The sequence below is a fragment of the Mesorhizobium sp. M0659 genome (assembly GCF_040320605.1).
Taxonomy (GTDB): domain Bacteria; phylum Pseudomonadota; class Alphaproteobacteria; order Rhizobiales; family Rhizobiaceae; genus Mesorhizobium.
Genome location: NZ_JAMYPY010000005.1, coordinates 121,324 through 144,858, shown reverse-complemented (window position 1 = coordinate 144,858; position 23,535 = coordinate 121,324). Strand labels below are relative to the sequence as shown.

Annotated in this window: 21 protein-coding genes; 7 read left to right on the top strand and 14 right to left on the bottom strand. The window is 61.6% G+C overall.

The features are described from left to right. Positions 1-59 precede the first annotated feature (59 nt). The 5 genes from NKI31_RS10480 to NKI31_RS10460 are packed head-to-tail and all read left to right on the top strand — an operon-like array spanning position 60 to position 7,689. A complete protein-coding gene (locus NKI31_RS10480) occupies positions 60-2,810 on the top strand; it encodes a non-ribosomal peptide synthetase (RefSeq protein ID WP_023817750.1) in 2,751 nt (916 codons plus the stop codon). Then, a complete protein-coding gene (nadE, locus tag NKI31_RS10475; protein WP_502899118.1) occupies positions 2,801-3,787 on the top strand; it encodes an NAD(+) synthase in 987 nt (328 codons plus the stop codon). The genes NKI31_RS10480 and nadE overlap by 10 nt, the downstream gene beginning before the upstream one ends. A 6-nt stretch (positions 3,788-3,793) precedes the next feature. Continuing rightward, positions 3,794-5,821, top strand: a complete 2,028-nt coding sequence (gene asnB / locus NKI31_RS10470) for an asparagine synthase (glutamine-hydrolyzing) (protein WP_023817746.1) — start codon at positions 3,794-3,796, stop codon at positions 5,819-5,821. Then, positions 5,811-7,367, top strand: a complete 1,557-nt coding sequence (locus NKI31_RS10465; RefSeq protein ID WP_023830100.1) for a class I adenylate-forming enzyme family protein — start codon at positions 5,811-5,813, stop codon at positions 7,365-7,367. The genes asnB and NKI31_RS10465 overlap by 11 nt, the downstream gene beginning before the upstream one ends. A gap of 55 nt (positions 7,368-7,422) precedes the next feature. Next, positions 7,423-7,689, top strand: a complete 267-nt coding sequence (locus NKI31_RS10460) for an acyl carrier protein (RefSeq protein WP_023670883.1) — start codon at positions 7,423-7,425, stop codon at positions 7,687-7,689. Between the two features lie 54 nt (positions 7,690-7,743). Here the strand turns inward: NKI31_RS10460 and NKI31_RS10455 are convergent, their stop codons facing one another. Then, complete coding sequence (locus NKI31_RS10455) at positions 7,744-8,436, bottom strand: N5-glutamine methyltransferase family protein (protein ID WP_023689767.1); 693 nt, start codon at positions 8,434-8,436, stop codon at positions 7,744-7,746. 486 nt (positions 8,437-8,922) lie between these two features. Between NKI31_RS10455 and NKI31_RS10450 the strand changes: the two genes are divergently transcribed. Next, the gene (locus tag NKI31_RS10450) at positions 8,923-9,294 is read left to right on the top strand and encodes a response regulator (protein ID WP_023670881.1); all 372 of its coding nucleotides are present in this window, start codon (positions 8,923-8,925) and stop codon (positions 9,292-9,294) included. Between the two features lie 371 nt (positions 9,295-9,665). Continuing rightward, a complete protein-coding gene (locus NKI31_RS10445; RefSeq protein ID WP_155921622.1) occupies positions 9,666-9,869 on the top strand; it encodes a hypothetical protein in 204 nt (67 codons plus the stop codon). A gap of 173 nt (positions 9,870-10,042) precedes the next feature. Here the strand turns inward: NKI31_RS10445 and NKI31_RS10440 are convergent, their stop codons facing one another. The 13 genes from NKI31_RS10440 to NKI31_RS10380 all read right to left on the bottom strand — a co-directional run bounded on the left by NKI31_RS10440 (position 10,043) and on the right by NKI31_RS10380 (position 23,487). After that, the gene (locus NKI31_RS10440; RefSeq protein WP_023681021.1) at positions 10,043-10,228 is read right to left on the bottom strand and encodes a hypothetical protein; all 186 of its coding nucleotides are present in this window, start codon (positions 10,226-10,228) and stop codon (positions 10,043-10,045) included. 1,463 nt (positions 10,229-11,691) lie between these two features. Next, positions 11,692-12,198, bottom strand: coding sequence for a flavin reductase family protein (locus tag NKI31_RS10435; RefSeq protein ID WP_352513855.1), 507 nt, complete (start codon positions 12,196-12,198; stop codon positions 11,692-11,694). Positions 12,199-12,225: 27 nt separating this feature from the next. Further along, positions 12,226-13,653 carry an FAD/NAD(P)-binding protein gene (locus NKI31_RS10430; RefSeq protein ID WP_352651455.1) on the bottom strand — a complete coding sequence of 476 codons (1,428 nt, stop codon included), beginning with the start codon at positions 13,651-13,653 and terminating at the stop codon, positions 12,226-12,228. Beyond that, the gene (gene ssuD, locus NKI31_RS10425; protein ID WP_023686773.1) at positions 13,650-14,825 is read right to left on the bottom strand and encodes an FMNH2-dependent alkanesulfonate monooxygenase; all 1,176 of its coding nucleotides are present in this window, start codon (positions 14,823-14,825) and stop codon (positions 13,650-13,652) included. Before ssuD ends, NKI31_RS10430 begins: the two co-directional genes overlap by 4 nt. A 33-nt stretch (positions 14,826-14,858) precedes the next feature. Then, positions 14,859-16,106, bottom strand: coding sequence for an SfnB family sulfur acquisition oxidoreductase (locus tag NKI31_RS10420; protein WP_352651454.1), 1,248 nt, complete (start codon positions 16,104-16,106; stop codon positions 14,859-14,861). Next, entirely contained in the window at positions 16,103-16,894 is a 792-nt protein-coding gene (locus NKI31_RS10415) for an ABC transporter ATP-binding protein (protein ID WP_023723373.1), read from the bottom strand. The genes NKI31_RS10420 and NKI31_RS10415 overlap by 4 nt, the downstream gene beginning before the upstream one ends. A gap of 65 nt (positions 16,895-16,959) precedes the next feature. Continuing rightward, positions 16,960-18,291 (bottom strand): ABC transporter substrate-binding protein, encoded by a 1,332-nt coding sequence (locus NKI31_RS10410; protein ID WP_023701787.1) that lies wholly within the window; start codon positions 18,289-18,291, stop codon positions 16,960-16,962. A 50-nt stretch (positions 18,292-18,341) separates the two neighbouring features. Beyond that, positions 18,342-19,391, bottom strand: a complete 1,050-nt coding sequence (locus NKI31_RS10405) for a branched-chain amino acid ABC transporter permease (RefSeq protein ID WP_023670619.1) — start codon at positions 19,389-19,391, stop codon at positions 18,342-18,344. A 3-nt stretch (positions 19,392-19,394) separates the two neighbouring features. After that, positions 19,395-20,291 carry a branched-chain amino acid ABC transporter permease gene (locus NKI31_RS10400; protein WP_023670620.1) on the bottom strand — a complete coding sequence of 299 codons (897 nt, stop codon included), beginning with the start codon at positions 20,289-20,291 and terminating at the stop codon, positions 19,395-19,397. Further along, positions 20,291-21,193: an ABC transporter ATP-binding protein gene (locus NKI31_RS10395; RefSeq protein ID WP_023670621.1), complete on the bottom strand. Its 903-nt coding sequence runs from the start codon at positions 21,191-21,193 to the stop codon at positions 20,291-20,293. Before NKI31_RS10395 ends, NKI31_RS10400 begins: the two co-directional genes overlap by 1 nt. A gap of 51 nt (positions 21,194-21,244) precedes the next feature. Further along, positions 21,245-22,345: a dimethylsulfone monooxygenase SfnG gene (gene sfnG / locus NKI31_RS10390; protein WP_023739635.1), complete on the bottom strand. Its 1,101-nt coding sequence runs from the start codon at positions 22,343-22,345 to the stop codon at positions 21,245-21,247. A 24-nt stretch (positions 22,346-22,369) separates the two neighbouring features. Next, entirely contained in the window at positions 22,370-22,939 is a 570-nt protein-coding gene (gene msuE, locus NKI31_RS10385) for an FMN reductase (protein WP_023670623.1), read from the bottom strand. A 305-nt stretch (positions 22,940-23,244) separates the two neighbouring features. Next, complete coding sequence (locus NKI31_RS10380) at positions 23,245-23,487, bottom strand: hypothetical protein (RefSeq protein WP_023701792.1); 243 nt, start codon at positions 23,485-23,487, stop codon at positions 23,245-23,247. Positions 23,488-23,535 lie beyond the last annotated feature (48 nt).

The following is a 23,535-nucleotide window of genomic DNA, read 5'->3' as shown; positions in this document are numbered from 1 at the left end:
ATTGATGAAAAGATCTCCGCGGCGAGCGATGTTCGACCGTCAGCTTGGCGGGGCCCTGAATGTCCTCAGTGTGTTTGCATTCGGAAGTGGCAAATCAAAACCTACAGGTGGATCTGCGACCCACCCGAAGGTGGTCAGTCGTTCCCGAATATGATCTTGACCAAGGGGGGCCAGTCTGGCGCCGTTACCGACAGATGGGTGCCAAATTTGCGGACATTCCAATCTTCGATCACCTTGGAGATGTCGCCAGGCGGTATCCTGACAAGCTCGCAATCAGCGACGGCGCCAACCGCCTGACTTTTTCTGAGCTTTTCCGGGCGGTCGAGACGCTGGCAACTCATATCGGTGCCGTCGTCCCCGAAGGGCAGGCCATCGGCATCCTGCAAGCAAACTCCGCTTGGTATCCTGTGGCGATGTTGGCGACCATGACGGCGGGACGGCCTTCGGTTCCGCTCAACACAAGAGATCCCGCCTCTCGCATTTTCGATATAGTCAGTGCCGCGCGGCTCGGCGCAATTATAGGCGCCGAAAATGTTCGCCCGGTCGAATTGGCCCAGGAGATCGTCTGGATCGATATTGCCGCCGCCGTGGCGCCCAACGATCAACACCCGGAACAGCAGCATAAGCACCCTATCGTTTCGGTCGATGCGCCTGCATTGGTGCTTTACACTTCAGGTAGCACCGGGCGCCCCAAGGGAATCGTCAACAGCCAACGAAGCCTGCTATGGCGGGTCCGGCAATATGTCGATGCGTGCCATATCAGCGCGGATGACGTTTTCCTGCCGCTGACCGGGCCAGCCACGATCGCCGGTTGCCGGGAGATCTTTGCGGCGCTGCTGACGGGCGCCACGTTGCATCTTCTCGAGGTGGAGGCTGTCGGCCTGCGCGCTACGCGCGCTCGATTGCAGTCCGAAGGTGTGACGATCGCCTATCTTGTGCCGGCACTGCTTCGAGCCCTCCTGGCTGAGGCGCCCGCCGACGCTTCCTGGCCGCTCAGAGTGGCCCGGATCGGTGGGGAGAAAGTGTCATGGACGGACATCGCTTTGCTGCGCAAAGCCGTTTCGGACCAGTGCCTGATCCAGGTCGGTTACTCATCGACTGAAACCATCGGTTCGCAATGGTTCTTGCCGCCTGACTGGCCCGAGCAAGACGCGTCGGTTCCCGTCGGCAGGCTGCTCCCTGGTATGGCATTCGCTATCGTCGACGAAGCGGAGCGCAATGTAGGGCCAGGCGAAAGTGGAGAGCTTCTGATCAAAAGCCGCTATGTCCTGCTCGGTCATTGGGAGAACGGTGTGGTCGTTCCCGCGCAGCCGGACCCCGACGATCCCGAGGCTCGGCTTTTTTCGACCGGGGACCTCGTTCGGCTCGACGATGATGGCATCTTGAGGATCGTCGGCCGCAAAGGGCGCCAGATCAAGATCAATGGTCGACGCATCGAGCCCGCCGAACTCGAACGGGTCTTGCGTTGCGCGCCTTCGGTGGCGGATGCCGTGGTGATGGTAACGGCCGCGCAGGAACTCATCGCCTTCGCGGTTCCCCAGCGCTTCGCAGGCGGCGCTTTTGCAGACGACCTTCGCCAGCTCCTCAGAATGACCTTGCCGGCACCATTGCGTCCCTTGCGATTGCACACCGTTGACGCAATCCCACGCCTGTCGGGAGGTAAGGTCGATTTGGCAACACTGGCCGAGATAGATCGTTCGCACGGAAGGAGGGCGCGAGCCGCCCGGTCGTCCACTCTCGATGCTCCGCCCGCCGGAGGAGCAAAGGACACGCGTCAAATAGTGCAGCACGCGTGGACGCAGGTTCTCAACACAGGCACTGCCACGGGAAACTGGGATGATGCTGGAGGAGATTCGCTGCAGCTGCTGCACTGCGTCATGGCGATCGAAAACGCCATCGGGCAAGAGCTGGGCCTCGAGGCATTCACCGTGGGCATGAGCTTGGACGAGATGGTTGAGGCGGTCGTCTCTGCACGGTTGGGCGAAGGGCGCGAAAAGAAGCACCACCCCCCGGTTCTTTTCCTGTTTCCAGGGTCCGTTGGCTATGGTCCGAGCCTGGCTGCGTTCGCAGCCGCCATGGCGAAAGTCGCCCGTGTAAGCCCGATCCGATATCCGAGCCTTGCGGCGATACTGGACGGACACAACAGCCTAAGCGCCATGGCTGGCGCCGCACTCGAGCAGATAAGCCGCATCCAACCTGCGGGCCCCGTGCGACTTCTCGGCCATTCTCTGGGTGGCGCGGTTGCATTCGAGGTTGCCGCACGGCTCATGAAGGCCGGGCGAACGGTGCGGTTCCTGGGCATCCTCGACACGAGCCTCCTGCACGAGCCGAGCAACCACGGGGAGACACTTACCCGTACGTTCTATCGTATTCGCACCAACCGCATATCCGCGCACCGGATGGCTTGCAGAGCCCTTGCGAAGATCACCGTCGCCGTGGGCGGCGAAGCGCGTCTGGCCAGGATTCTAGACAGATTTGCCAATGGAGAGTTCAACCCGACGATCTTCAGGACCAAACTGGAACTGCAGGAGGTTTTAAGGGCGAAGTCATTCTTCCAGTGGCTTGAGGCACCGAAACCGGCTCTGCCCCTCTCCGGTACCTTGTTCCGATGTCGCAGAGAGGGAATGCCGCGGGCCTTGGGCTGGGACAGCGTCTTGGCACACCTGGATGTCATTTCGATCAAGGGCAGCCACATCGACCTTGTCGTCGAACCAAACCTTGCCACCAACCGTCCGCTTATCGAGACGGCCATCGTGCAGACCTATTCCCCCGCCGAATCTCGCAAAAGGGAGGACTTGTCATCGACATAATTCCGGAATTCAGCAAGGACATGCTGGCGCTCGATGCCGGCGCGGAGGTCGATCGCATCGTTGACACCTTGCGCACTCAGGTTCTCGGCACCCTGCATCGTCGCGGCGTGGTTGTCGGTCTTTCCGGCGGTATCGACAGCTCCGTCGTCGCGACCTTGTGCATGCGCGCGTTCGGGAAAGACAAGGTCCTGGGACTGTTCATGCCGGAGCGGGATTCTTCCGGTGACTCCCTGAGACTTGGCCGCCGCGTCGCGGCACAGCTTGGCATCGAAAGCGTCCTTGAGGACATAGCACCGGCACTGGAGGCCATTGGGGCCTACCGCCGGCAGATCGAGGCGATCCAGACCGTCGTTCCCGATTATGGGGAAGGGTGGAAATGCAAGCTGGTGATCGCGTCGGTTCTGGAGAGCAGCGGGCTCAATATAACCCGCCTCACGGTCCAGGATCCGCAGGGTAAAGTAGATACCGTGCGTCTGCCGCCAGCTGCCTATCTGCAGATCGTTGCTGCGACAAACTACAAGCAGCGCCTGCGCAAGATGACGGAATACTATCACGCCGACCGCCTCAAATACGCGGTTGTCGGCACTCCAAATCGCCTCGAGTACGACCAGGGCTTTTTTGTCAAGCAGGGCGACGGAGCCGCCGACGTGATGCCGATCGTTCACCTTTACAAAACCCAGGTTTATCAACTCGCGGAATATCTCGAGGTGGATGATGAAATCCGGCGGCGGCCACCGACCACCGACACTTTTTCCATGGCCCAAAGCCAGGAAGAATTCTATTTCGCGCTGCCCTATCACCTGATGGATCTATGCCTCTACGGCCTGAACCACGGGGTCGCCAGCAATGAGCTCGCGGCGGTTGCTGGCCTCACCGAGCCCCAGCTTCAGAAAGTGTTCAAGGACATCGAAGCGAAACGAAGGGCGGCCCACTATCTTCACGCGCGGCCTTTGCTGTCCGCGGAAGGCGGAGATTGACCGAGCATGTGCGGCATCGCTGGAATCGTGGCGCTGAATGCCACAGCGGCTTCTCCTTCGCGGCAGGCGCTGATGCAGATGATGGGCGCGCTGGCGCATCGCGGTCCCGACGGGCGCGGTCTCTACCGGGACAGACGCGCGGGGCTGGCGCATGTGCGCCTGTCCATCGTCGATCTTTCCAGTGGCCAGCAGCCGATGGCGGATACAGGCGATACGACGTGGATCGTGTTCAACGGCGAGATATTCAACTACGTCGAATTGCGTGAAAAACTCACGGCACTCGGCCACCGCTTCCGAACCCGCAGCGACACGGAGGTCGCGCTGCACGCCTATCGTGAGTGGGGAGAAACGGCCTTCGAGCGGATGAACGGCCAATGGGCAATTGCGATCTGGGATTCAGTGGCCAATCGTCTCGTATTGTCGCGCGACCGCTTCGGCATTTGCCCGCTGTATTTCAGCGAGCATGCGCACCGGCTTTATTTCGCCAGCGAAGTGAAAGCCATTTTCGCGGCCGATCGAACCATCCCTCGCGCCTTTGATCCCGCCGGCATCGATCAGACGTTCACGCTCTGGACGGTCGTTCCGCCGCAAGGAGTTTTCCACGGAATCAACGAACTCGAGCCGGGTCGTGTCCGCATCTATCAGGATGGCACCGTTCGTGAGCGGATTTTTTGGCAGCCTTCCTATCCCGACAATTTCGGATCGCGGCAGGGCGAGTTCCCCGGGTCCTCCAACGACGCGGTGGACCGCGTGTCTAGCGCTCTTGAGGCCGCGACGGCGCTCAGAATGGTGCGCGCCGACGTGCCTGTCGGGTGCTACCTCTCCGGAGGGCTGGACAGTTCGCTTGTGGCCGCGCTCGCGAGGCGCTTCGCGGGCGATCGCTTCCAAACCTTCTCCTTGCGTTTTGCCGACGCCGAATATGACGAGACCCGCTTCCAGCGAATGGTTGCCGAGACGATCGGCAGTGAGCACCATGAAGTGGTCGTTTCGCGCAGAGATATCGCCGGAATCTTTCCGGAGGTAATCCAACACACCGAGCGCCCGATACTGAGGACTGCCCCGGCGCCGCTCTTCCTGCTCTCGCGCCTGGTGCGCGAGCGTGGCATCAAGGTCGTGCTGACCGGCGAAGGCGCTGACGAAATGTTCGCCGGCTACGACCTGTTCCGCGAAGGCAAGGTCCGCCGCTTCTGGGGGCGCCACCCGACATCGACACGCCGCTCTCGGCTCCTGGAACGCCTTTACCCCTATCTCACCCGCTCGCCGGTGCAACAGCAGGCGATGGCGCGTCAGTTCTTCGGGCGAAATATTCAGGCTTACGACGCGCCGGGCTTTGCTCATGAAACGCGCTGGCAAACCACCAGGGCCATCAAGCGCTTGTTTACGACCGACATGCGCGCTCAAACGCAGGGCCGCGACGCCGTGTCCGAGTTGCTCGCCCGTCTGCCCGCGCAGTTTGCCCGTTGGGGCCCTCTTGCGCAGGACCAGTATCTCGAGGTCCAAACACTGATGTCGGGCTATCTGCTCTCCTCGCAAGGCGACAGGATGCTGATGGCTCACTCCGTCGAGGGCCGCTTCCCGTTCCTGGACGATGAACTTGTGAGGCTCGCGAATTCGCTGCCGCCCTCCTTCAAACTCCGCGGCCTCGATGAGAAGCACGTGCTGAAGCGCATGGCGGCACCCATCCTGCCCTCCGAGATCATAGCCCGCAAGAAGCAGCCCTTCCGTGCGCCCAACGCGCTTTGCTTCGTCGGCGCAGACGCTCCGGATTACGCTCGCGAGGCGGTTTCGCAGACGGCCCTGCGCGAGGCGAATGTCTTCGATCCAAAGGCGGTCACGCACCTGCTTGCCAAATGCCAGGCCAGAACTGGCGATGGCGACCTGTCCAATGCCGACAACATGGCGCTGGTCGGCGTGTTGTCGACCCAACTTCTTCATCAGCAGTTCGTCGCGGGTTGTCCCAGTGCAACGCTCGAATGCACGCTCAGCGTCGACGTCGACTGCGAACATCGGGAAGAGCGCCTGTATGTTGCATGATGCCGTACCACTGCTGCATGACTACCTCGCCCATTCCGCCGTCCGACACGGAAGTAAGGTGGCGCTGGTGTGCAACAGGCAGCGTGTCACCTACCTCGAACTCGAAACGCGAGCCAACGCGATCGCCTGGGACCTGTCCGCATCCGGAGTCGTTCGCGGTGACCGCGTGATGATCTTCGCCGACAACACCGTCGAGACGGTGGTTAGCTTCTGGGCGGTGCTAAAGGCGAATGCGGTGGTGTGCATCGTCAACCCGCTCACCAAGAGCGACAAGCTCGATTATCTGCTCAACGACTGCCGGCCGACGGCGCTCATCACGGACGGCCATCTGCAAGCGATCTTCCGCGAGCCGGCGCGCGGCTGCCCGTCACTTCTGCGGGTGATCGTATCGGGACCTATCGACGACGTCGAACTCGCCCAGCTGCCGTTTGCCGTGCGCTGGGACGCCGCCCTCGCCAATGGCGCCGATACGCCGCCGGCACGGCAGTGCATCGATGTTGATCTGGCAGCCATCATCTACACGTCCGGGTCGACGGGCGAACCCAAGGGCGTGATGCTGACGCACAGAAACATGATGGCCGCGTGCGCGTCTGTCGCTTCCTACCTGGCGATTGCCGAGGACGAGGTGATCCTCAATGTCCTACCCCTCGCCTTCGATTATGGACTGTACCAGATGATCATGGCTTTTCGTACCGGCGCCCGGCTGGTGCTCGAACGCTCGTTCGCTTTCCCGGCACAGATCCTCGGGTTGATCAGGCAGGAGGGAGTTACGGGCTTTCCCGGCGTGCCCACAATCTTTGCCGCACTCTCCGAACTCAGGTCCCTCAAAGACCAGGATTTCTCGAGCATCCGCTACGTCACAAACACTGCGGCAGCCCTACCCCTCAAGCATATTTTCATGCTTCGCGAGCTGTTTTCGGGTGCACGCATCTATTCGATGTACGGTCTCACCGAATGCAAACGTTGCACCTATTTGCCGCCAGAGGACCTCGAGCGAAAGCCATTGAGCGTAGGGATCGCAATCCCGAATACGGAGATGTGGATCGTTGACGAGCATGACAGGCGGATAGGCCCAGGCGTTGTCGGCCAACTCGTCATTCGCGGCGCAACGGTGATGAACGGGTATTGGGGCAAGCCCGAGGCAACGGCCAGGAAACTCAAACCCGGCCCGCTGCCCGGCGAGCAGGTCCTATACACCGGCGACTACTGCCGGATGGATACGGAGGGTTACCTCTACTTCGTTGGCCGTGGGGATGAGATCATAAAGTCGCGAGGCGAGAAGGTGGCGCCAAGGGAAGTGGAAAACGTACTGATGGACATTCCAGGAGTCCGAGAAGCGGCTGTCATCGGTGTTCCCGACGAGCTCCTCGGGCAAGCGGTGAAAGCTTTTGTGGTGATGGAGCATGGAAGAGCCATTGGCGAAAGGGAACTGCAGAAGGAGTGCCAGAAGCGTCTGGAAAACTTCATGGTCCCGAAATCCATCGTCGTTGTGGCGAACCTGCCGATGACGGACACGGGAAAACTCAAGAAAACGGCGCTGTCATGATACGGGGCCAGAACCAAGTCGCTTATTTAATGGTGACGCCACGGAGGACGAATTCATGTTGACCATCAAGGAACGCACCGGAATCTACAGCGAGCAGATTCGTAGTTTCTTGGTTTCGAATTTCTACGTCAGCGACGTCAAGGCATTGCTGGATGACGCATCCTTGCTCGATCAAGGCATTGTCGACTCGACGGGTGTGCTTGAGATTATCGGCTTCATCGAGGAGACCTTTGGCATTACCGTCGAGGATAGCGAACTTCTGCCTGAAAACCTCGATTCCATCCAGGGGATCGAGCAATACATCATCCGCAAAATGAACTGATGGGTAAGCGTAACGCCCAGAGCAGCCCCGTATTTGGTCTGATTGTCGCAGGATTCATGCCTGCGTCTTGACTTGCCCCAGAACCACCCGGCCCTCGCCCGCTTCGTTCGAGACCGAACGGATGTTCTCGAATGCCTTGCTGCGTTCCAGCAGACCCGCTACCTGTCGGTCTTGGCCAAGCCCGACCTCGAAGAGCAGGATGCCGCCACGCCGCAGGTATCGCGGTGCGTCTTTCAGTACGCGCATATGAATGCTCAGGCCGTAAGGGCCGGCTGCAAACGCCTCGCGCGGCTCAAGCTCGATCAGATGGGCGCGGTCGCCCTCGAGCCGCTTTTCAGAAATGTAAGGCGGATTGCAGACGATTACGTCGATAGTTCCGTCTAACCCAAGGCCGATGAGAGAGTCGAACAAGTCGCCCTGAAGCACCGAAAGACGCTCAGCCATGCCGTGATGTGAGGTGTTGCGGCGTGCCGTTTCGACGCATTCATCGGTGAGATCGCTTGCCCAGACAAGGGCGCTGGGCACATGGTAGGCGATCGCGCACGCCAGATTCCCAGTGCCGCAGCACATATCAACTATGCGCGGAGCCGGCAGGTTCATCTGATGCAACACACCAAGCGCGGTCTTGCCGAGCAACTCGGTCTCAGGTCTGGGGACGAGCGCACCGGGCGAAACCAGCAGTTCAAGTCCCATGAACATGGCGCGGCCGGCGCCATAGGCATCAGCTACACTGAACTCTTTGCTCATGGCCGACCCCATCGCTTGATCTCCCCAGTATAGATCTGCGGCGCTCATGCGCCAGCCAAACCTGCTCCGAAATCATGAATTCTCAAGCCTTTCCTTCGAAAAACTGCAGGCACAAACTCGGTGCATCGCACTTCTGACGCTCATTGACCGATTGCAATCTCAGGTCGCCAAAGATGGAGAGAGAGGTGCTGCTCATGCTTTGAAGAGCCAATGGCGCGGTACGGCGGCTTTTAGATTTTGTGGATCGTGGAGAGGGGTAAACGCCTATCCAACTCTGATGGAGCGGAGGCGCGGACCGCAGCTCCATTGACGCGCTAATCTTCGGCTCCGGTAATTCAGCAAGTGGTCGGTGGAAGCGCCTCCGCTCCAGCATCAGCCTCACCTTGCTGCATGGAGAGGTTACCTATAGGTTTGCGGACATGTCGAAACAACTGTCCGAAGGTCTCGGATCGACATCTCATTTCCGGTCAATCGCAGAGAGGGGCCGTGAGCGAAAGCGTGAGTGTTCTGATTGTTGAGGATCAATGGCTAGTCGCGCAGGACACTGCCGCGCGGCTGCGTCGCGCCGGTTATCAGGTGGTCGGACCTGTGCCGTCGGTATCCGCCGCTCTGCGTCTTGTCGAATCGGACAAGATTGACGTGGCGTTGCTAGACATCCAGCTGAACGGTGAAACGGGTCTGCCGGTGGCGAGGATATTGCAGGCGCGAGGCATCCCCTTTGCCTTCTTGTCGGGATTTGGCCCCGCCGACGTTCCCGCGGCTTTCCGCGACTGCAGATTCCTGCCGAAGCCGGCAACCGATGCTGTCATCCTTGCTGCTGTCAGCGAGTTGGCGTCCCTGCGCACAGCTTCGCGCTGACATTCGCTCCGCCGCATTATTACCGGAGTTGCGCCCTGGCGACCTGGTAGGCCGGACGAGGTCAGTCTCACAAAGGGCAACATTGGCGCTTTGGCCATGAGGACGGCGGACTACGACCGGCGAGGACGGAAATTCAGCGTTCAAAAAGCATCCGCCGGGGTTCCACTTCTCGGCCTGTTGGCGGCGATTTGGACTTAGGTCCGATCCCGGTCGCCAGAGGTCGGATTGCGGAACATCTGCCAAGGACCCACGTTCGGGGTTTGAGCACGGAGGTGCCGGCCGATCTCGAAGCGCAAGTTTCACGGGCAACTGTTGGGGAGTGTCGTAGTGCCGATTTCAAACGATATGGGGGACGAGTACCTGGAACTGGAATGTCCAAACTGTTCTCATGTCATCATAAAAAAGGGATCGTGGTTGAAGGTGATATCCAACTTCAACTGCACCCAATGCCATGCAAAAATCAGAATTGGTTATATGACCAAGCTCGCGCTTTTCGAGAAAAAAAGGCAAAGCATGAACCCGGCTGCGCAGTGAGCGTCCTGGCGGCCCGACAGTCGTTTGGGGTGGTGCGTTGAACCGTCGGGCCTGACCGGCCCGATGGCGGGGGAGCCAGGCCGGCTGGGTGAATCGTATACATTAGATCATGCTTATCAAGCCCAAATCCGCGGCGCGACATCGCCTGGTGACGCAACGGTGAACCCCGCGCCCGTATACGCGCTAGCAGGAACGTCGGCGGTCAACATGCCGCTCATTCGTAGAGAGTGCGAACAGCTTCATCAAACAGCTCCACCTCGGCTTCAACCTTTTCGGCCGCTTTATCGACCTTGTCGAAACGCTTCAGCATTCGATTGTGGAGCATGGACAAGCGTGCGGCATGGTAGACCACACTGCGCTTGTAACCTTCAGAGTCGAGTGGTTCGAACAACATTGTCATGGCAGCAATCCTCAATGTTTTCCGTCCTGCAATCCTTCCCTAGTAAATCGTCAATTAACTCTTTCGTTCCGCTGGTGATGCGAAGGCGCCCGAATGAATAACTCGTTGCGCTGTCTCCAGACTGCACGAGCGTGATTCGTCTGTCCGAGGTTGGGCCTCAAGGCTTGCGCTTGCCTCGCCTGTTCGGCTCGTGCTGCGTCAGTCACGATGGACGGCCAGCTTCAGTTTTCAATCGCGTTGGGCGTGAGTTGAATACCGGCGCTGCCAAGAAATTGCCGATGATCAACCTGCTCTGTGGGACCGATCAACCCGTCAGGAGCGACGAACCGAGCCGGCTTGTATGATCGGCCCGCCGCTGGGACGCGAGCGGATCGAAGATCACGTCGGCAGGTGCTCTGCCCTCTCTGGGACGCCGGCGCCGCGCGCACTTACTGAAAAAACCCAAACAGAATAAGAGCGAGAAAGGCAAACAGCAGCGCTGCAGCCGCTAGCAACACACCTTTGTTGGAGCCCCGCCGAGGTTGAGGGTCAGGCACGAGTTTTTTCCGGTTTGGGAGTTCATTCATTGGACATTAATTTGCGGCTGCAAATTAGGTTCCGCTCATGCTTGGATGCCTACAATGCCGCCCCACAGCGCCCTACAGGCGCACGACCTTCGCTAGCCATAGGCGTATCCGCTGGCCTTCTGCAAAGGACAACGCGAACGATTCCTGATTGAATGACCGGGCAATTTCCTGATCTTTCTCATTGATTTCGTTTAGCTGGTTTACTTACTGATGTTGCGAACGACAGATGTCGCCGAAACCACAACGTAGAAACACGGCGACTGCAAATCCTAGTTAAGCCACTCGAGCAGAAGATCGGAGCGATGCCTATGTGCCGCCGAAGCGCAAGAAGCCGCTGCGGGACATGCCAGTCTCGCCAGCGCTAGTTAGGGCTGCCGGCGCGAATCTAGCGTTTCTTCGGCTTCGGCGTGATATCCTGCGACCCGCGCCTTGTCGCCATTTTTCGCGAGAACACCAGATTTTGCCTTGTCCTTACTGGTCGGCAACTCTGGACCGCAGCGACCGACGGCGCCGGGCGCCAGTGGCAGATCGGTCGGGCCTTCAACGGCAAGCACCGCATGCGCGCGGGCATGACTTCTTCGTTGCCGTAGCAATCGCAATCGGCTGCCCAACGGCAGTGCCTGGCCGCTACGCGCCACGGAAGAATTGTTCCTCTCAAGCCTCTTGGCTGGAAAAGGGCTTCCGCAAGTTCAACAACAACGCGCAAAGCCCGTATTGGCTCACATCCAAACAATCGCACATAGTGCTCCCGCGCCATCTCGGTCGCGTTTTCGCATTTTGGGTGTGTGCGGCGCGTCTCGGCGAAGGGCTATGGAGAATTCGTATTTCGTTCCTTTCGCCGCCTTGAATGAGACCAAGAATTTCATGGCTGTCAGAAAACGACACGTACCAACCCGCTCACGACGATCCATAGGCGCCGCGATGATAGATCAACGCCGGGCCAGGCTCTCCGCTCACCACATGCCGGACGCTGCCGAGGATTAGCGCATGGCTATGGCGAACTATCGTATCCTCGACGGTGCAATCGACTGCGGCAAGCGCACCTTCGAGCGCCAATGCGCCGCTTGCAAGGGTGGACCAGCGTGCACCCTCGTAGCGAGCCTGCCCCTTGAGGCCGCCTCGACCAGCAAAACGGTCGGCAATCGCGATCTGGTCGGCACGCAGCACATTCACGCAGAAGTGCCGATGCCGGCTGATGGCTGCCCATGTCGACGAACTCAGGTTGATGCTGACGACCATTACCTCCGGTTCGACCGACAGGGAATGGGCGGTGGTAATTGTTGCGCCTGTCCGCTCGTCGCCAATGCCTGCGGTGACCACGGACACGGCTCCGGCCAGGTGTCGCATCGCAAATTTCAGGGGGATCCGGGTTTCATCCGGGAGAATGCGTTCGCTTAGTGTCATCTGGATAGCCTCATCGTGTTTGCAGCTTCACGACGCCCTGCGACGCAACGCCGTCTGGTATCCCAACCATTGGTGAATTTCGGTGGCGATGCTCTCGGCATGGGCGGTGACTTCAGGGATGCCCATCAGCTCGCCGACGCTGCCGCGCGCCAGCGGTCCGCTGACGAAAATAGTGTCGGCCGGGTGACCTGACTTACCGACCGCGCGGCCGTGCCTGTCGGTGTCGAGACCAAGGCCGGTTGGGTCAAGACGGACCAGGCCCAGATGTCCAAGGGCGGCAATCGCCGTGTTGGTGCGAAGAATGTCGGCATGCGCCGGCCCGGTCGTCACGATCACGCTGTCGAACGTCTCGACGATGAGCTCGTGTCGGCGCCTTGACCGCTGCGTGACGCGGATACGTCCGTCGGCCTCTTCGGCCTCGACAATCGATCCGGCGCGATAAGCGAGCGTCCCCTCGTCAAGGCGGCGATCCAGCACGACTGCTACCTGTGGCGCGATGCGGAAACGATGCACGTCCCAGAGCGCGCGAAGATGGCGCACCACGCGGCGCTGCTCGGCGAGCGGCAAGGCCTGCCAGATCAACTGCCCCTGACGCCGGACAGCGTCGAGGACCGGATACCAGTCTTCGCCCTGTCGCGTCGCTGCCGCGATCGTGGCCCGGATGCGCCTGAGCAGCACCGTGGCGCTGCGTAAAGGCAGGCTGGTGAAGTCGCCTATCGGGTCGCCCTGCATGGCGGCCTGCACATGCGAGCGATAGCCATGGCGCGACAGTGCCGTGATGCGGCCGCGATGACCTCTACGGTCGAGGGCTGCAATGACGTCGGCCGAGGTCAGACCGGTGCCAACAATGAGAACACGGTCGTCGCGGCCGATCGCCTGCAGCCGTTCGAGATCGTAGGGATTGGCCACCAATCCGGCGACTGAGGCCACGCTGCGCAGCGCCGGGAGGGCCGGCAATGGATGCGTCGCCGCGATCACCACAGCATCGGCGGAAAGCGTTGCGCCATCGGACAGGACAAGCCGGTAGCCCTCGCCACTGCGCTCGACCCAAGCAACTTCGGCCCTGACATGGCGGATCGCCTTGCTTTGCAGGAAGGGCTGCAGGTGGGATTCGACATAGCGGCCGAAGACCCGACGCTGCGGGTAAATCGCGCCGCTGGCGGCGATGGCCTGCGTATCGTCCAGAATAGCGCCGGTCTGCTCCAGCCAGTCGGAAAAATGGCCCTCCTCACCTGAGATCAGCGTCATCCTGGACGCCCGCACGTTGATGCGGTGCGAGGGATCGGCCGTCGAATAGGCCAGACCATAGCCGAGCGCCTCGCGCGGTTCGACGACCACGATATCGGCTGCATCGGCGGGCAGCAGCCGCGCCAGGTGAAACGCGGTTGCGGCGCCGGAAAAGCCGCCGCCAATGATGGCGACCGTCAGTTTCCCAGCCCTGCGGGAAGCGCTCAAGACTGGCTCGCGCGCAGCGCCGATGGTCGATGATCTCCGGCCACCGTTTCGCCGAACGGTCCCATGTTCACCGTCGTCGGCCGGGTCGAGATTTCGTGATCGAGCGGCAGCAGCGGCAGCACCAGTTCGCCGAAGCGATAGGCTTCCTCCAGATGCGGATAGCCGGACAGGATGAAGGTATCGATGCCAATCCTTCGGTATTCGTCGATCCGTTCTGCCACGGTCGCCGCGTCACCGACCAAGGCGGTGCCGGCGCCGCCGCGCACGAGGCCAACGCCGGCCCAAAGGTTCGGGCTGATTTCGAGCTTGTCGCGGCTGCCGCCATGCAACCGGCTCATGCGCGACTGGCCAACCGAATCCATGCGGGCGAAAACCTTCTGTGCCTCGGCGATCGTCTTGTCGTCGAGGCGGCTGATCAGCCGATCGGCATCGGCCCAGGCCTCGTCATTGGTCTCGCGAACGATGACATGCAATCGGATGCCAAAGCTCACTTCGCGGCCGGCCTTTTCGGCAAGGCCGCGCACATGCTCGACCTTGGCGGCGACGTCCGCCGGCGGCTCGCCCCAGGTGAGGTATTTGTCGATCTGCTCGGCGGCGACCGCATTGGCCGCGTCCGACGAGCCGCCGAAATAGAGCGGCGGGTGCGGCGTCTGCACCGGCGGGAACAGCAACCTGCCATCTTCGATGTGGAAATGCTTGCCTTCGAAGGCTACGGTTTCGCCGCTGAGCACGGCCTTGTAGATGTCGAGGAATTCCCGCGTCACCTCATAACGCTCGTCATGGCTGAGGAATATGCCATCGCCCTTGTTCTCGACCGGATCGCCGCCCGTGACCACGTTGATCAGCAAGCGCCCGCCCGAAATGCGGTCGAGCGTCGAGGTCATGCGCGCGGCGAGCGTCGGCGACTGCAGCCCTGGACGGACCGCAACGAGAAAGCGAAGTCGTTGCGTCAGCGGCGCCAACGCCGACGCCACCACCCAGCTGTCTTCGCAACTGCGCCCGGTCGGCAGCAGCGCGCCATAATAGCCGATGGCGTCGGCCGCCTTGGCGACCTGGGTGAGATAGGGCAGGTCGACCGCCCTGCCGCCCTCGGAGGTGCCGAGATAGCGGCTGTCGCCATGGGTGGGCAAGAACCACAGGACCTTGATCCTGTCGGGGGTGGCAGTGCTCATGAATAGTCCTTTGTGACTTTACGGCGTTCCCGCTCAGCTCCAGGCGTGGAGGGGCGGGTTGACCTCGTTCAGGTAATAGTTGCCGAGGATCGCGTATTTCCAGCGCACCGGATCGTGCAGGGTGTGGGTGCGCGCATTGCGCCAGTGGCGGTCGAGATTGTGCTCGGCCAGCGTGGATCGCGTGCCGGCAAGTTCGAACAGTTTGTTGGTGGCGTTTATGGCGATCTCGGTGGTGAGGATCTTGGATTCGGCGACCGCGATCTGCGCTTCCGCGACCGTCTTCTCGTTAGGATCGGCCACGGCGCGGTCGACCGCAAGGCCGGCCTTTTCCAGAATAGCCTCGGCCGCATTGGCGCGCAGGCGAAGGTCGCCGATCGCCTGGATCGTATAGGGATCCTGCCAGGCATGATCGACGCCGCTGTCGATCCACGCGCGCGACCTGGTACGCACGAAGCTGACCGTCTCGTCGATCGCCGCCTTGGCGATGCCGAGATCGACCGCCGCCTGGATGATCTGGAAGATGGGTCCGTCGGCTGTCGGTTTGTCGTACCCCTTGTAGCCGGGGACGAGATGCGTCTTCGCCACCTTCACATTGTCGAGCAGGACCGTGCCGGAGAGCGTCGTCTTCTGGCCGAAGCTCGACCAGTCATCGATGACGGTCAGTCCGGGCGCGCCGCGATCGGCGATGGCATACCAGGCGCGCCCCTCGTCATCGAGCGCCACAATCGGCACCAGATGGGCGAGCAGGGCGCCGCTTGAATAGAATTTCTGGCCGTTGACCACGACATGGTCACCGGCATCGACGAACTTGGTCTCGAAGTCGGCGGCACGCCTGGAGCCGAACTCGGAAAACGCGTTGCCAAAGCGCGTGCCGGACAGTGCCTCGGCGAAGAGCAGCTTTTTCTGCGCCTCGTCCGAAACCGTGCGGATGGCGGCGACCACGCCGAGATGGTTTTGCGGAATCTGGCCAAGCGAGGGATCAGCCGCCGAGATGATGGTGATCACCTTCGACAGCGTCACATAGGAAACCTCCGGCCCGCCATAGGCCTTCGGCACATTGATCGACCACAAGCCGCTCTGCGAAAATGCATCCAGCTCTTCCTTCGGCCAGATGCGCTCGCGATCCCGCTTCGAGGCTTCCCTGGTGAATTCAATGGCAAGTTTTTCGGCGATGGCGATCGCCTCGGCATCGGTCTTGATGATATGCGCCTTGGCCGAGGGGCGCTCGACCGGAGGCACGGCGACGCGCGCGTCGGACGGCTGCTTGGATTGGATGGTCATGCTGCTGTCTCCTGGGGAAAGTGTTGCAATGGGAGCGGCGCGCCGCCAAGATAATAGGTCTTGATGTCGTCGCGCTGGCGCAGGTCGGCAGCCGACCCTTCCAGCACGCTTTTTCCGTTTTCGAGCACGGTGGCGCGGTCGGCATATTTCAGCGCCACCGCCGAATTCTGCTCGGCGACAAGGATCGAAAGACTCTCGTCCCGATTGAGCCGCTTCAAAGCGCTGAAAATCTCGTCGACGATCAGCGGCGCCAGTCCCATCGAAGGCTCGTCGAGCACGAAGAGTTTCGGCCGCGACATCAGCCCGCGACCGATCGCCGTCATCTGCTGCTCGCCGCCGGAGGTGAGGCCGGACCGCGTGCGGCGTTTCTCGAGAAGCCTCGGAAACAACGCGTAGACACGCTCAAGGTCGGCCTTCACGCCAAGGCGCGAGGATGAACGCCCGAGCGCACCGGTCAGAAGGTTCTCCTCGACCGTCAGCGAGCGGAAACAGTGCCGGCCCTCGAGAACCTGGACCAGGCCCTTGCGGACAAGGTGCGAGGGGCTTGCCCTTGAAACATCCTCGCCATCGAAAATGATCCGGCCGGCGGTAACGGCGCCGCGCTCTGCCGGCAGAAGATTGGATGCGGCTCGCAACAACGTCGTCTTGCCGGCGCCATTTGAGCCGAGCAGCGCAACGATCTCGCCCTTGCCGACCGAGAGGTCAACGCCATGCAAAGCGGCGATGGCGCCATTGTAGACGGCCTCGACGCGGCTGACCGACAGGATCGGATTTTCCGGGCTGGACATCGATAACTCCGCTGCGAAGATGGATGGCACGGCCGGCCCGCGGGCCGGCCGTGAGCTCTTCAAACTCAGTTGCTGACCACCGCATCGGCGTCTTCGGCCGTGCGGATCTTGAGGCCCTTTTCCTTGGCATAGGCCTCGGACGACTTCTCGATGATCGGGCGCAGCAGCTTCCAGTCCGGCGCGATCCAGTCGGACACGACGTTCCACTTCTTGCCGTCCCACTGCTGGAAGGTCACGTAGCCATCACCTTCGTGATTGTCCCAGGAGACGTTGATCGAGTGGAACAGGTCCTTGGCACCGAGCGCCTCGACGCGCGCCGGGTCGAGCTTGAGGTGTTCGAAGCCCCAGCGGACCTCATCGCCGGTCAGCGTGCGATTGCCGAATTTGGCCTGCGCGATGCGGATGGCTTCGACATTTAGGATGCCGTTGACGATGCCGAGATTGTGGTAGACCGAGCCGATGCGGCTCTTGTCCTCGAGATTGCCCTTGCCGGCGTCGTAGACCGTCTTGACGATCTCCTTGACGACCGGGTAGTCGGCGCCAGACGCCTGGGTGGTGATGGCGGTGTAGCCCTTGGCGGCGTCGCCGGCGGGGATGACGTCCTCTTCAGAGTTGGACCAGACATTGCCGACGATGTGATCGGCCGGGAAGCCGGTCTTCTGCGCGGTCTTCAGCGCAACCGGGTTCATCACGCCCCAGCCGCGCAGCACGACATAGTCGGGACGATCGCGACGGATCGTCAGCCACTGTGCCTGCTGCTCGTTGCCGGGGTGCGGGACCTCGATCTGCGACAGTTCGAAACCGTATTTCTGCGACAGCAGCTCATAGATCGGGATCGTCTCCTTGCCGTAGGGCGAGCCGTGATAGAGCACGACGATCTTCTTGCCCTTGAGCTTGTCGAGGCCGCCTTCCTTGGAGGCGATGTAGTTCACGATGCCCGATGTTTCGCTGTAGGGGTTGAGCAGCAGCGGGAAGACGTAAGGGAATACCCGGCCGTCGGTGGTGTCGGTGCGGCCGTGATTGATGGTGATAAGCGGCACCTTGTCGTCGGTGATGCGGTCGATCATGGCGTAGGCGATGCCGACCGAGAGCGGGTTCCAGGCGGCGATGCCGGGATTGCTCTTCAACCGTTCGTAGACCTCGACGCCCTTCTCGACCTCATACTGGGTTTCGCCCTCGCTCCAGGTCAGCTTGACGCCATTGACGCCGCCGTCGCGGATGTTGATCAGGTTGAGATAGTCGATGAAGCCGCCGAAGAAGCCGGTGCCGCCCGCGGCATAGGGGCCGACGCGGTAGCTCTGCAGCGGGAAATATTGTTCGTCGGCATGGACGGCTGTCGCGCCGAGCACGAAAGCGGTGGCGATCGCCGCTTTCTTGAGGTGACTGAAGAAGGTCATGAGTTGCGTCTCCTGAGGTTTTGGGTCCGTGAGAGAATGTCGAGCGGCGCTCAGCTGGACCTTGAGCCGATCCGTCGTTTCAGGCGGTCGACGAGGGCCGACAGCCCGTTCGGTTCCGCGATGAGGAATATGATGATGAGGGCGCCAAGCACGATGCGCTGGCTCATATCGAGCACACCAGAATCGAACAGGCCGCCGAACACGAAGGCGCCGAGCCGAGACAGAACGAGCGGGAAGACGACGATGAATGCGGCGCCCAGAAACGCACCGCGTATCGAAGCCAGCCCGCCGATGATGATGATGAACAGGATCTGGAACGAGCGGTCGAGATTGAAGCCGGCCGGCTCGACCGTGCGCAGATAGGTGAAGGCCCACAGCACGCCGGCGACGCCGATGATGAAGGACGAAATGGCGAACGCCAGCAGCTTGGTCCGCAGCACCGGCACGCCAATGATGCGCGCGGCGGTTTCATTGTCGCGCACGGCGATGAAATTGCGGCCGGTGGCGCTGTTGACCAGCCGCCAGACTAGTGCCGTCAGCAAGGCGACGGTGGTGACGGAAAGTAAATAGCGTCCGGCGGCACCGTCGAGCGAAAACCCGGCGACGGCAAGGTGCGGCGCGGAAATCACCCCGGACGGATTGTCGTTGGAGAACCAGCCGAACTTGGTCAGCGCCCACTGCACGAAGAACTGAGCGGCGAGCGTCGAGACGGCGAGATAGAAGCCCCGCAGGCGCAGGCTCGGCAATCCGAAGATGACGCCGATGCCGGCGGCCGAAATCCCGGCCAGGATCATGGTCGCAGCCAGCGGCAGTCCTTCGACCCGCAGGTTGAAATTGTATGCGGCGAAGGCGCCTACCGCCATGAAAGCGGAGGAGCCAAGCGAAAGCTGGCCGCAATAGCCGGTCAAGAGGTTGAGGCCGACTGCCGCCAGGCTGAGCGCAAGGAACGGCAGCAGGATCGCCTCGACCAGATAGCTCGACGCAAAGGCCGGGACCAGGCCGTAGACGACGACGATCGCCACGGCCGGCAAAGCTAATTTCCGGGCAAACCTCAGCCAGTCGATTGGAGCCCTTGCGGCATCGAGCGCTTGCACGGCCATCGGTCAGACCCTTTCGACGATTTTCTGGCCAAACAGGCCGGAGGGGCGCACCAGTAGGACAACCAGCGCCAGCGCATAGGCGAACCAGCCTTCGATGCCGCCGCCGACGAAGGGTCCGAGATAGACCTCAGCGAGCTTTTCGCTGGCGCCGATGATGAGGCCGCCGACGATGGCGCCAAGGATGGAATCGAAGCCGCCAAGCACCAGCACCGGCAGCGCCTTCAACACGATCAGCGATAGCGAGAACTGGACGCCGAGGCGTGCGCCCCACAGCAGTCCCGCGACCAGCGCCACGAAGCCTGCAGCCGTCCACACCGTTCCCCAGATCCGCGGCAGCCGCAGCCCGACGGCAAGTGCCGCGAACTGATCATCGGCGACGGCGCGAAAAGCCAGCCCGATCCGCGTCCAGTAGAAGAATGCGCTCAAGCCGGCCACCATCACCGCGGCAATGCCGGCCGCGAGCAGATCGAACGACGAGATGAGGATGCCGCCGACCTCGAAAGGCGTGTCGTCGATGCCGAGATCGAGCCCGTGCACCTGCGTGCCCCAGATCAGTTGGGCAGCGCCCTCAATGATGTAGGACAGGCCAAGCGTGGCCATGAACAGTGTCATCGGCGAGCGGTTGACCAGCGGCCTGAGCACCGTTCGCTCGATGGTGAAACCCAGCGCGACCATGACTGCGAAGGTGATCAGCAGCGCAAGCGCAAACGGGATGCCGCGTTCGACCAGGCTGACAAAGGTGAGTGCCGCAAACAGCACCATCGACCCTTGCGCGAAGTTCAGCACACCCGACGTCTTGTAGATCAGCACGAAGCCGATGGCGACGAGCGAATACATGACTCCCGACAACAGGCCGCCGACCAGCACTTCGACGACGAAGAGAAAATCATAGTAGCTCATCAGATGCCCTCGCCATCCTCGCCCTCGGCGGTGCCGAGATAGGCCCGGATCACGTCCGGATCGGCGCGCACTTCGGCCGGCGTGCCGTCGGCGATCTTGCGGCCGTAATCGAGCACGGCGACGCGGTCGGATAGGCCCATGACGACCCCGATGTCGTGCTCGATCAGGATGATGGTGACGCCATGCCGGTCGCGCGCGGCGCGCACGAACCCGGCCATCTCGGCTTTCTCGGTCGCCGTCATGCCCGCCATCGGTTCGTCGAGCAGCAGGATCTTCGGCTCGGCAACCAGCGCTCGCGCCAGTTCGACCCGCTTCTGCAAGCCGTAGGGCAGCGTCGCGACCAGCTGATCGGCGACCGTTTCCAGATGCAGGAAGGCGATTGTCTGGTCGACCTTTTCGGCAATCGCCGCGTCTTCGCGCCTGGCGCGTGGCAGGCCGGCAATATGTTCGACGAAACTGGCGCGCCTGGTGTGGACGCGGCCCGACGCGATGTTGTCGTGCACGGAAAGCCCGGGAAAGAGCGCCAGGTTCTGGAAGGTGCGCGCGACGCCCAGACGTGCCAGACGGTTCGCGGGCACACGGGAGAATGACTGGCCGGCGATCGCGATCTTGCCGTGGTCGGCGTGATAGAGGCCGCTGATGATGTTGATCAGCGAGGATTTGCCTGCGCCGTTGGGGCCGATCACGGCGCGGATTTCGCCGCTCTTGACCTCGAGATCGACATCGCTCAGCGCCGTGACGCCGCCGAACGAAATGCCAATCCCGCTCAGAGTCAGGATCGCATCGACCTTTGCCGACAGGCGCGCCGGGCGCGTGTCCGTGAGTGGACCAGCGCCAGCAAGAATGCCGGGGATTTCGGGCGCACGCTCGTATGCGGCGGCTCCCAGCGAAGCACCAATCATGACACGTTCCTGATTTTGAAGGAGTGCGCGGCCCGCAGGCCACGCCCTGGCCTATTCGGCGGCGACAAGCTCCCTGTCACGCGCCGCTTCCAGTTCGCGCACCAGCGGGATGATGCGCTTGCCGAAGAACTCGACCTCTTCCTGGAAATGCAGGAAGCCGAGCAGGATCAGATCGGCGCCGGCATCCTTCAGCTTGAGGATGCGTTCGGCGATCTGTTCCGGCGTGCCAATCAGATTGCTGCGGAAGCCGTCATTGTATTGCACCAGATCCTCAAGGGACGACTTCGCCCAGTTTCCCTCGCCTTCCGGCGAGGCCTTGCCGGCATTCTTGACCTGGTCGGCAAAGCCCTGCACCGCTTCGGGATTGGCCTTGGCGACGATCTCGTCCAGCACGGCGCGTGCTTCCGCCTCGGTTTCGCGAGCAATGGCAAAGGCGTTGACGCCGATCTTCACCTTGTGGCCATTCGCCTTCGCCTTGGCCTGGATATCGTCGACCTGCTTCCTGATCTCTTCGGGCGTGTTGCCGTTGGTGAAATACCAGTCGGACACCCGCGAAGCCATGTCACGCGCGGCGCGCGACGAGCCGCCCTGGAAGATCTCGGGCTGCGGATCGATCGGCTTCGGCTTCATCGAGTAGTTGGTGAAGCGATAGAAGTCGCCCTTCAGCGTAAAATTGTCCTCGGTCCAGATGCCGCGCAACGCGCGGATGAACTCCTCCGAGCGGCGGTAGCGCTCGTCATGGTCGAGCCACAGCTCGCCGATGGCGGCGAACTCGCCACGGAACCAGCCGCTGACGACATTGACGGCCACGCGGCCATTGGTCAGGTGGTTGATGGTGGCGATCTGCTTGGCCGCCAGCGCCGGGTTCCATGGACCGGGCAAGACGGCGGCAATCACTTTCAGCGTTGTGGTGGCGGCCAGCAGTGCGTGGCTGAACGACACGGATTCGTGCTGGTTGTCGGCGCCGTAGCCGGCGGTGAAGCGGATCTGGCTCAGTGCGTAGTCGAAGCCGTTGGCCTCTGCGATCTGGGCGAGCTTGCGGTTGTAGTCGATGTCCCAACCGGTCCGCTGCTCGATGTTGGAGATGACCAGGCCGCCGGAGACGTTCGGAACCCAGTAGGCGAATTTCAGGCCGTCGGAATGAGACGTCATGTCGTTGTTCCCTTTTTGGTTGGCTCAGCCGACGCGCGCTGCGGCGGCGGCATTTGCATGGTTGGAATTGAGCAGTGAAACCGCTTCGGATGCGGCCCGTGAAATGCGTTCGCGTATCGCCTCGCCGACGATTTCGGCGCCGATGAAATCGTCGGGCGCCCCATAGACGCCGGTCGGTACGGTGACGGCGCCGAAAAAGCCGAATAATGGCCGCAACTGATGTTCGAGAACCAGGCCATGGTATGGACTTCCGCCTGTCGCCGCGAGAAGCACGGTCTTGCCGGCGAGCGCGCGATAGTCGACGAGGTCGAACAGGTGCTTGAGGGCGCCGGTGTAGGAAGCCCGATAGACAGGCGTTCCGACCACGAGCAGATCGGCCTTCTCGACACGCTGGATGATCGCTTCGCCGGACGCGCCGAGGGCGCCACGGGACAGTCCGACGAAAAGCGAAGGCGCCGCCTCGGTGATTTCGATCAGGCCCGTGTCTGCCGGGACGCGCAGCGCGACGTCCTTGACCAGCGCGTTCACCACCGCGGTTGTGCGCGATGGCGTGCTTACGCCGCCGGATATTCCGAGAACCGATAGCCTTGCCAACTCGTCAATCTCCCAGACCCTGCATGCGCATCGGTCATTTCCAAACCGGGGCAGACGATATTCGACAAAATCTATAGAGATAAGGAACGACGTTTCGATTTTTCGCCTTTGGCGAGAAAAATCCGGTTCTGCTAATGTGCGGTAGCAACGTCCATCTGGCGATGGCCGGGAAGGATCAAAACGGCTCGCAGTCATCTATCGACATTTTTGAAAGCGCCGATGCCTTTGGGCAATAAGGTTCGTTGCCATGATGCCTGGCGTCGCCGTCGCGCAATACTACGAAGCGGCTTCCCTTGCCGGCGACATCACCAGTTTCTGGGTGCCCAATCGGGATTGTCTCTTTCCATGGTGCGCGACATTGGCTTTAGGATTAACCGCAGCGACAGTTGGGACACACGCATCCTTGTGGACGCCTCGAGTGCGACAACGTCCAGCAGCGCTGGACGGCTGGACGGCGCCAGTTGCTCGCGATCGACACGGGCAAGCTCTATGGCGGGCGTGGGGATTTCCTGCCGGTGGCCGAGGCGATAGCCCAGCAGATCGTCCATCTCGGTAAGTCGACGAGATCGTCACCGCCTAGCACCCACGGCGTCAAT

Excerpts from the sequence above, each read along its gene's own strand:
- NKI31_RS10480 (WP_023817750.1), top strand. The coding sequence starts at position 60 with ATGTCCTCAGTGTGTTTGCATTCGGAAGTGGCAAATCAAAACCTACAG.
- asnB (WP_023817746.1), top strand. The coding sequence starts at position 3,794 with ATGTGCGGCATCGCTGGAATCGTGGCGCTGAATGCCACAGCGGCTTCT.
- NKI31_RS10465 (WP_023830100.1), top strand. The coding sequence starts at position 5,811 with ATGTTGCATGATGCCGTACCACTGCTGCATGACTACCTCGCCCATTCC.
- NKI31_RS10460 (WP_023670883.1), top strand. The coding sequence starts at position 7,423 with ATGTTGACCATCAAGGAACGCACCGGAATCTACAGCGAGCAGATTCGT.
- NKI31_RS10455 (WP_023689767.1), bottom strand. The coding sequence starts at position 8,436 with ATGAGCAAAGAGTTCAGTGTAGCTGATGCCTATGGCGCCGGCCGCGCC.
- NKI31_RS10445 (WP_155921622.1), top strand. The coding sequence starts at position 9,666 with ATGTCCAAACTGTTCTCATGTCATCATAAAAAAGGGATCGTGGTTGAA.
- NKI31_RS10440 (WP_023681021.1), bottom strand. The coding sequence starts at position 10,228 with ATGACAATGTTGTTCGAACCACTCGACTCTGAAGGTTACAAGCGCAGT.
- NKI31_RS10435 (WP_352513855.1), bottom strand. The coding sequence starts at position 12,198 with ATGACACTAAGCGAACGCATTCTCCCGGATGAAACCCGGATCCCCCTG.
- ssuD (WP_023686773.1), bottom strand. The coding sequence starts at position 14,825 with ATGAGCACTGCCACCCCCGACAGGATCAAGGTCCTGTGGTTCTTGCCC.
- NKI31_RS10420 (WP_352651454.1), bottom strand. The coding sequence starts at position 16,106 with ATGACCATCCAATCCAAGCAGCCGTCCGACGCGCGCGTCGCCGTGCCT.
- NKI31_RS10415 (WP_023723373.1), bottom strand. The coding sequence starts at position 16,894 with ATGTCCAGCCCGGAAAATCCGATCCTGTCGGTCAGCCGCGTCGAGGCC.
- NKI31_RS10410 (WP_023701787.1), bottom strand. The coding sequence starts at position 18,291 with ATGACCTTCTTCAGTCACCTCAAGAAAGCGGCGATCGCCACCGCTTTC.
- NKI31_RS10405 (WP_023670619.1), bottom strand. The coding sequence starts at position 19,391 with ATGGCCGTGCAAGCGCTCGATGCCGCAAGGGCTCCAATCGACTGGCTG.
- NKI31_RS10400 (WP_023670620.1), bottom strand. The coding sequence starts at position 20,291 with ATGAGCTACTATGATTTTCTCTTCGTCGTCGAAGTGCTGGTCGGCGGC.
- NKI31_RS10395 (WP_023670621.1), bottom strand. The coding sequence starts at position 21,193 with ATGATTGGTGCTTCGCTGGGAGCCGCCGCATACGAGCGTGCGCCCGAA.
- sfnG (WP_023739635.1), bottom strand. The coding sequence starts at position 22,345 with ATGACGTCTCATTCCGACGGCCTGAAATTCGCCTACTGGGTTCCGAAC.
- NKI31_RS10380 (WP_023701792.1), bottom strand. The coding sequence starts at position 23,487 with ATGGACGATCTGCTGGGCTATCGCCTCGGCCACCGGCAGGAAATCCCC.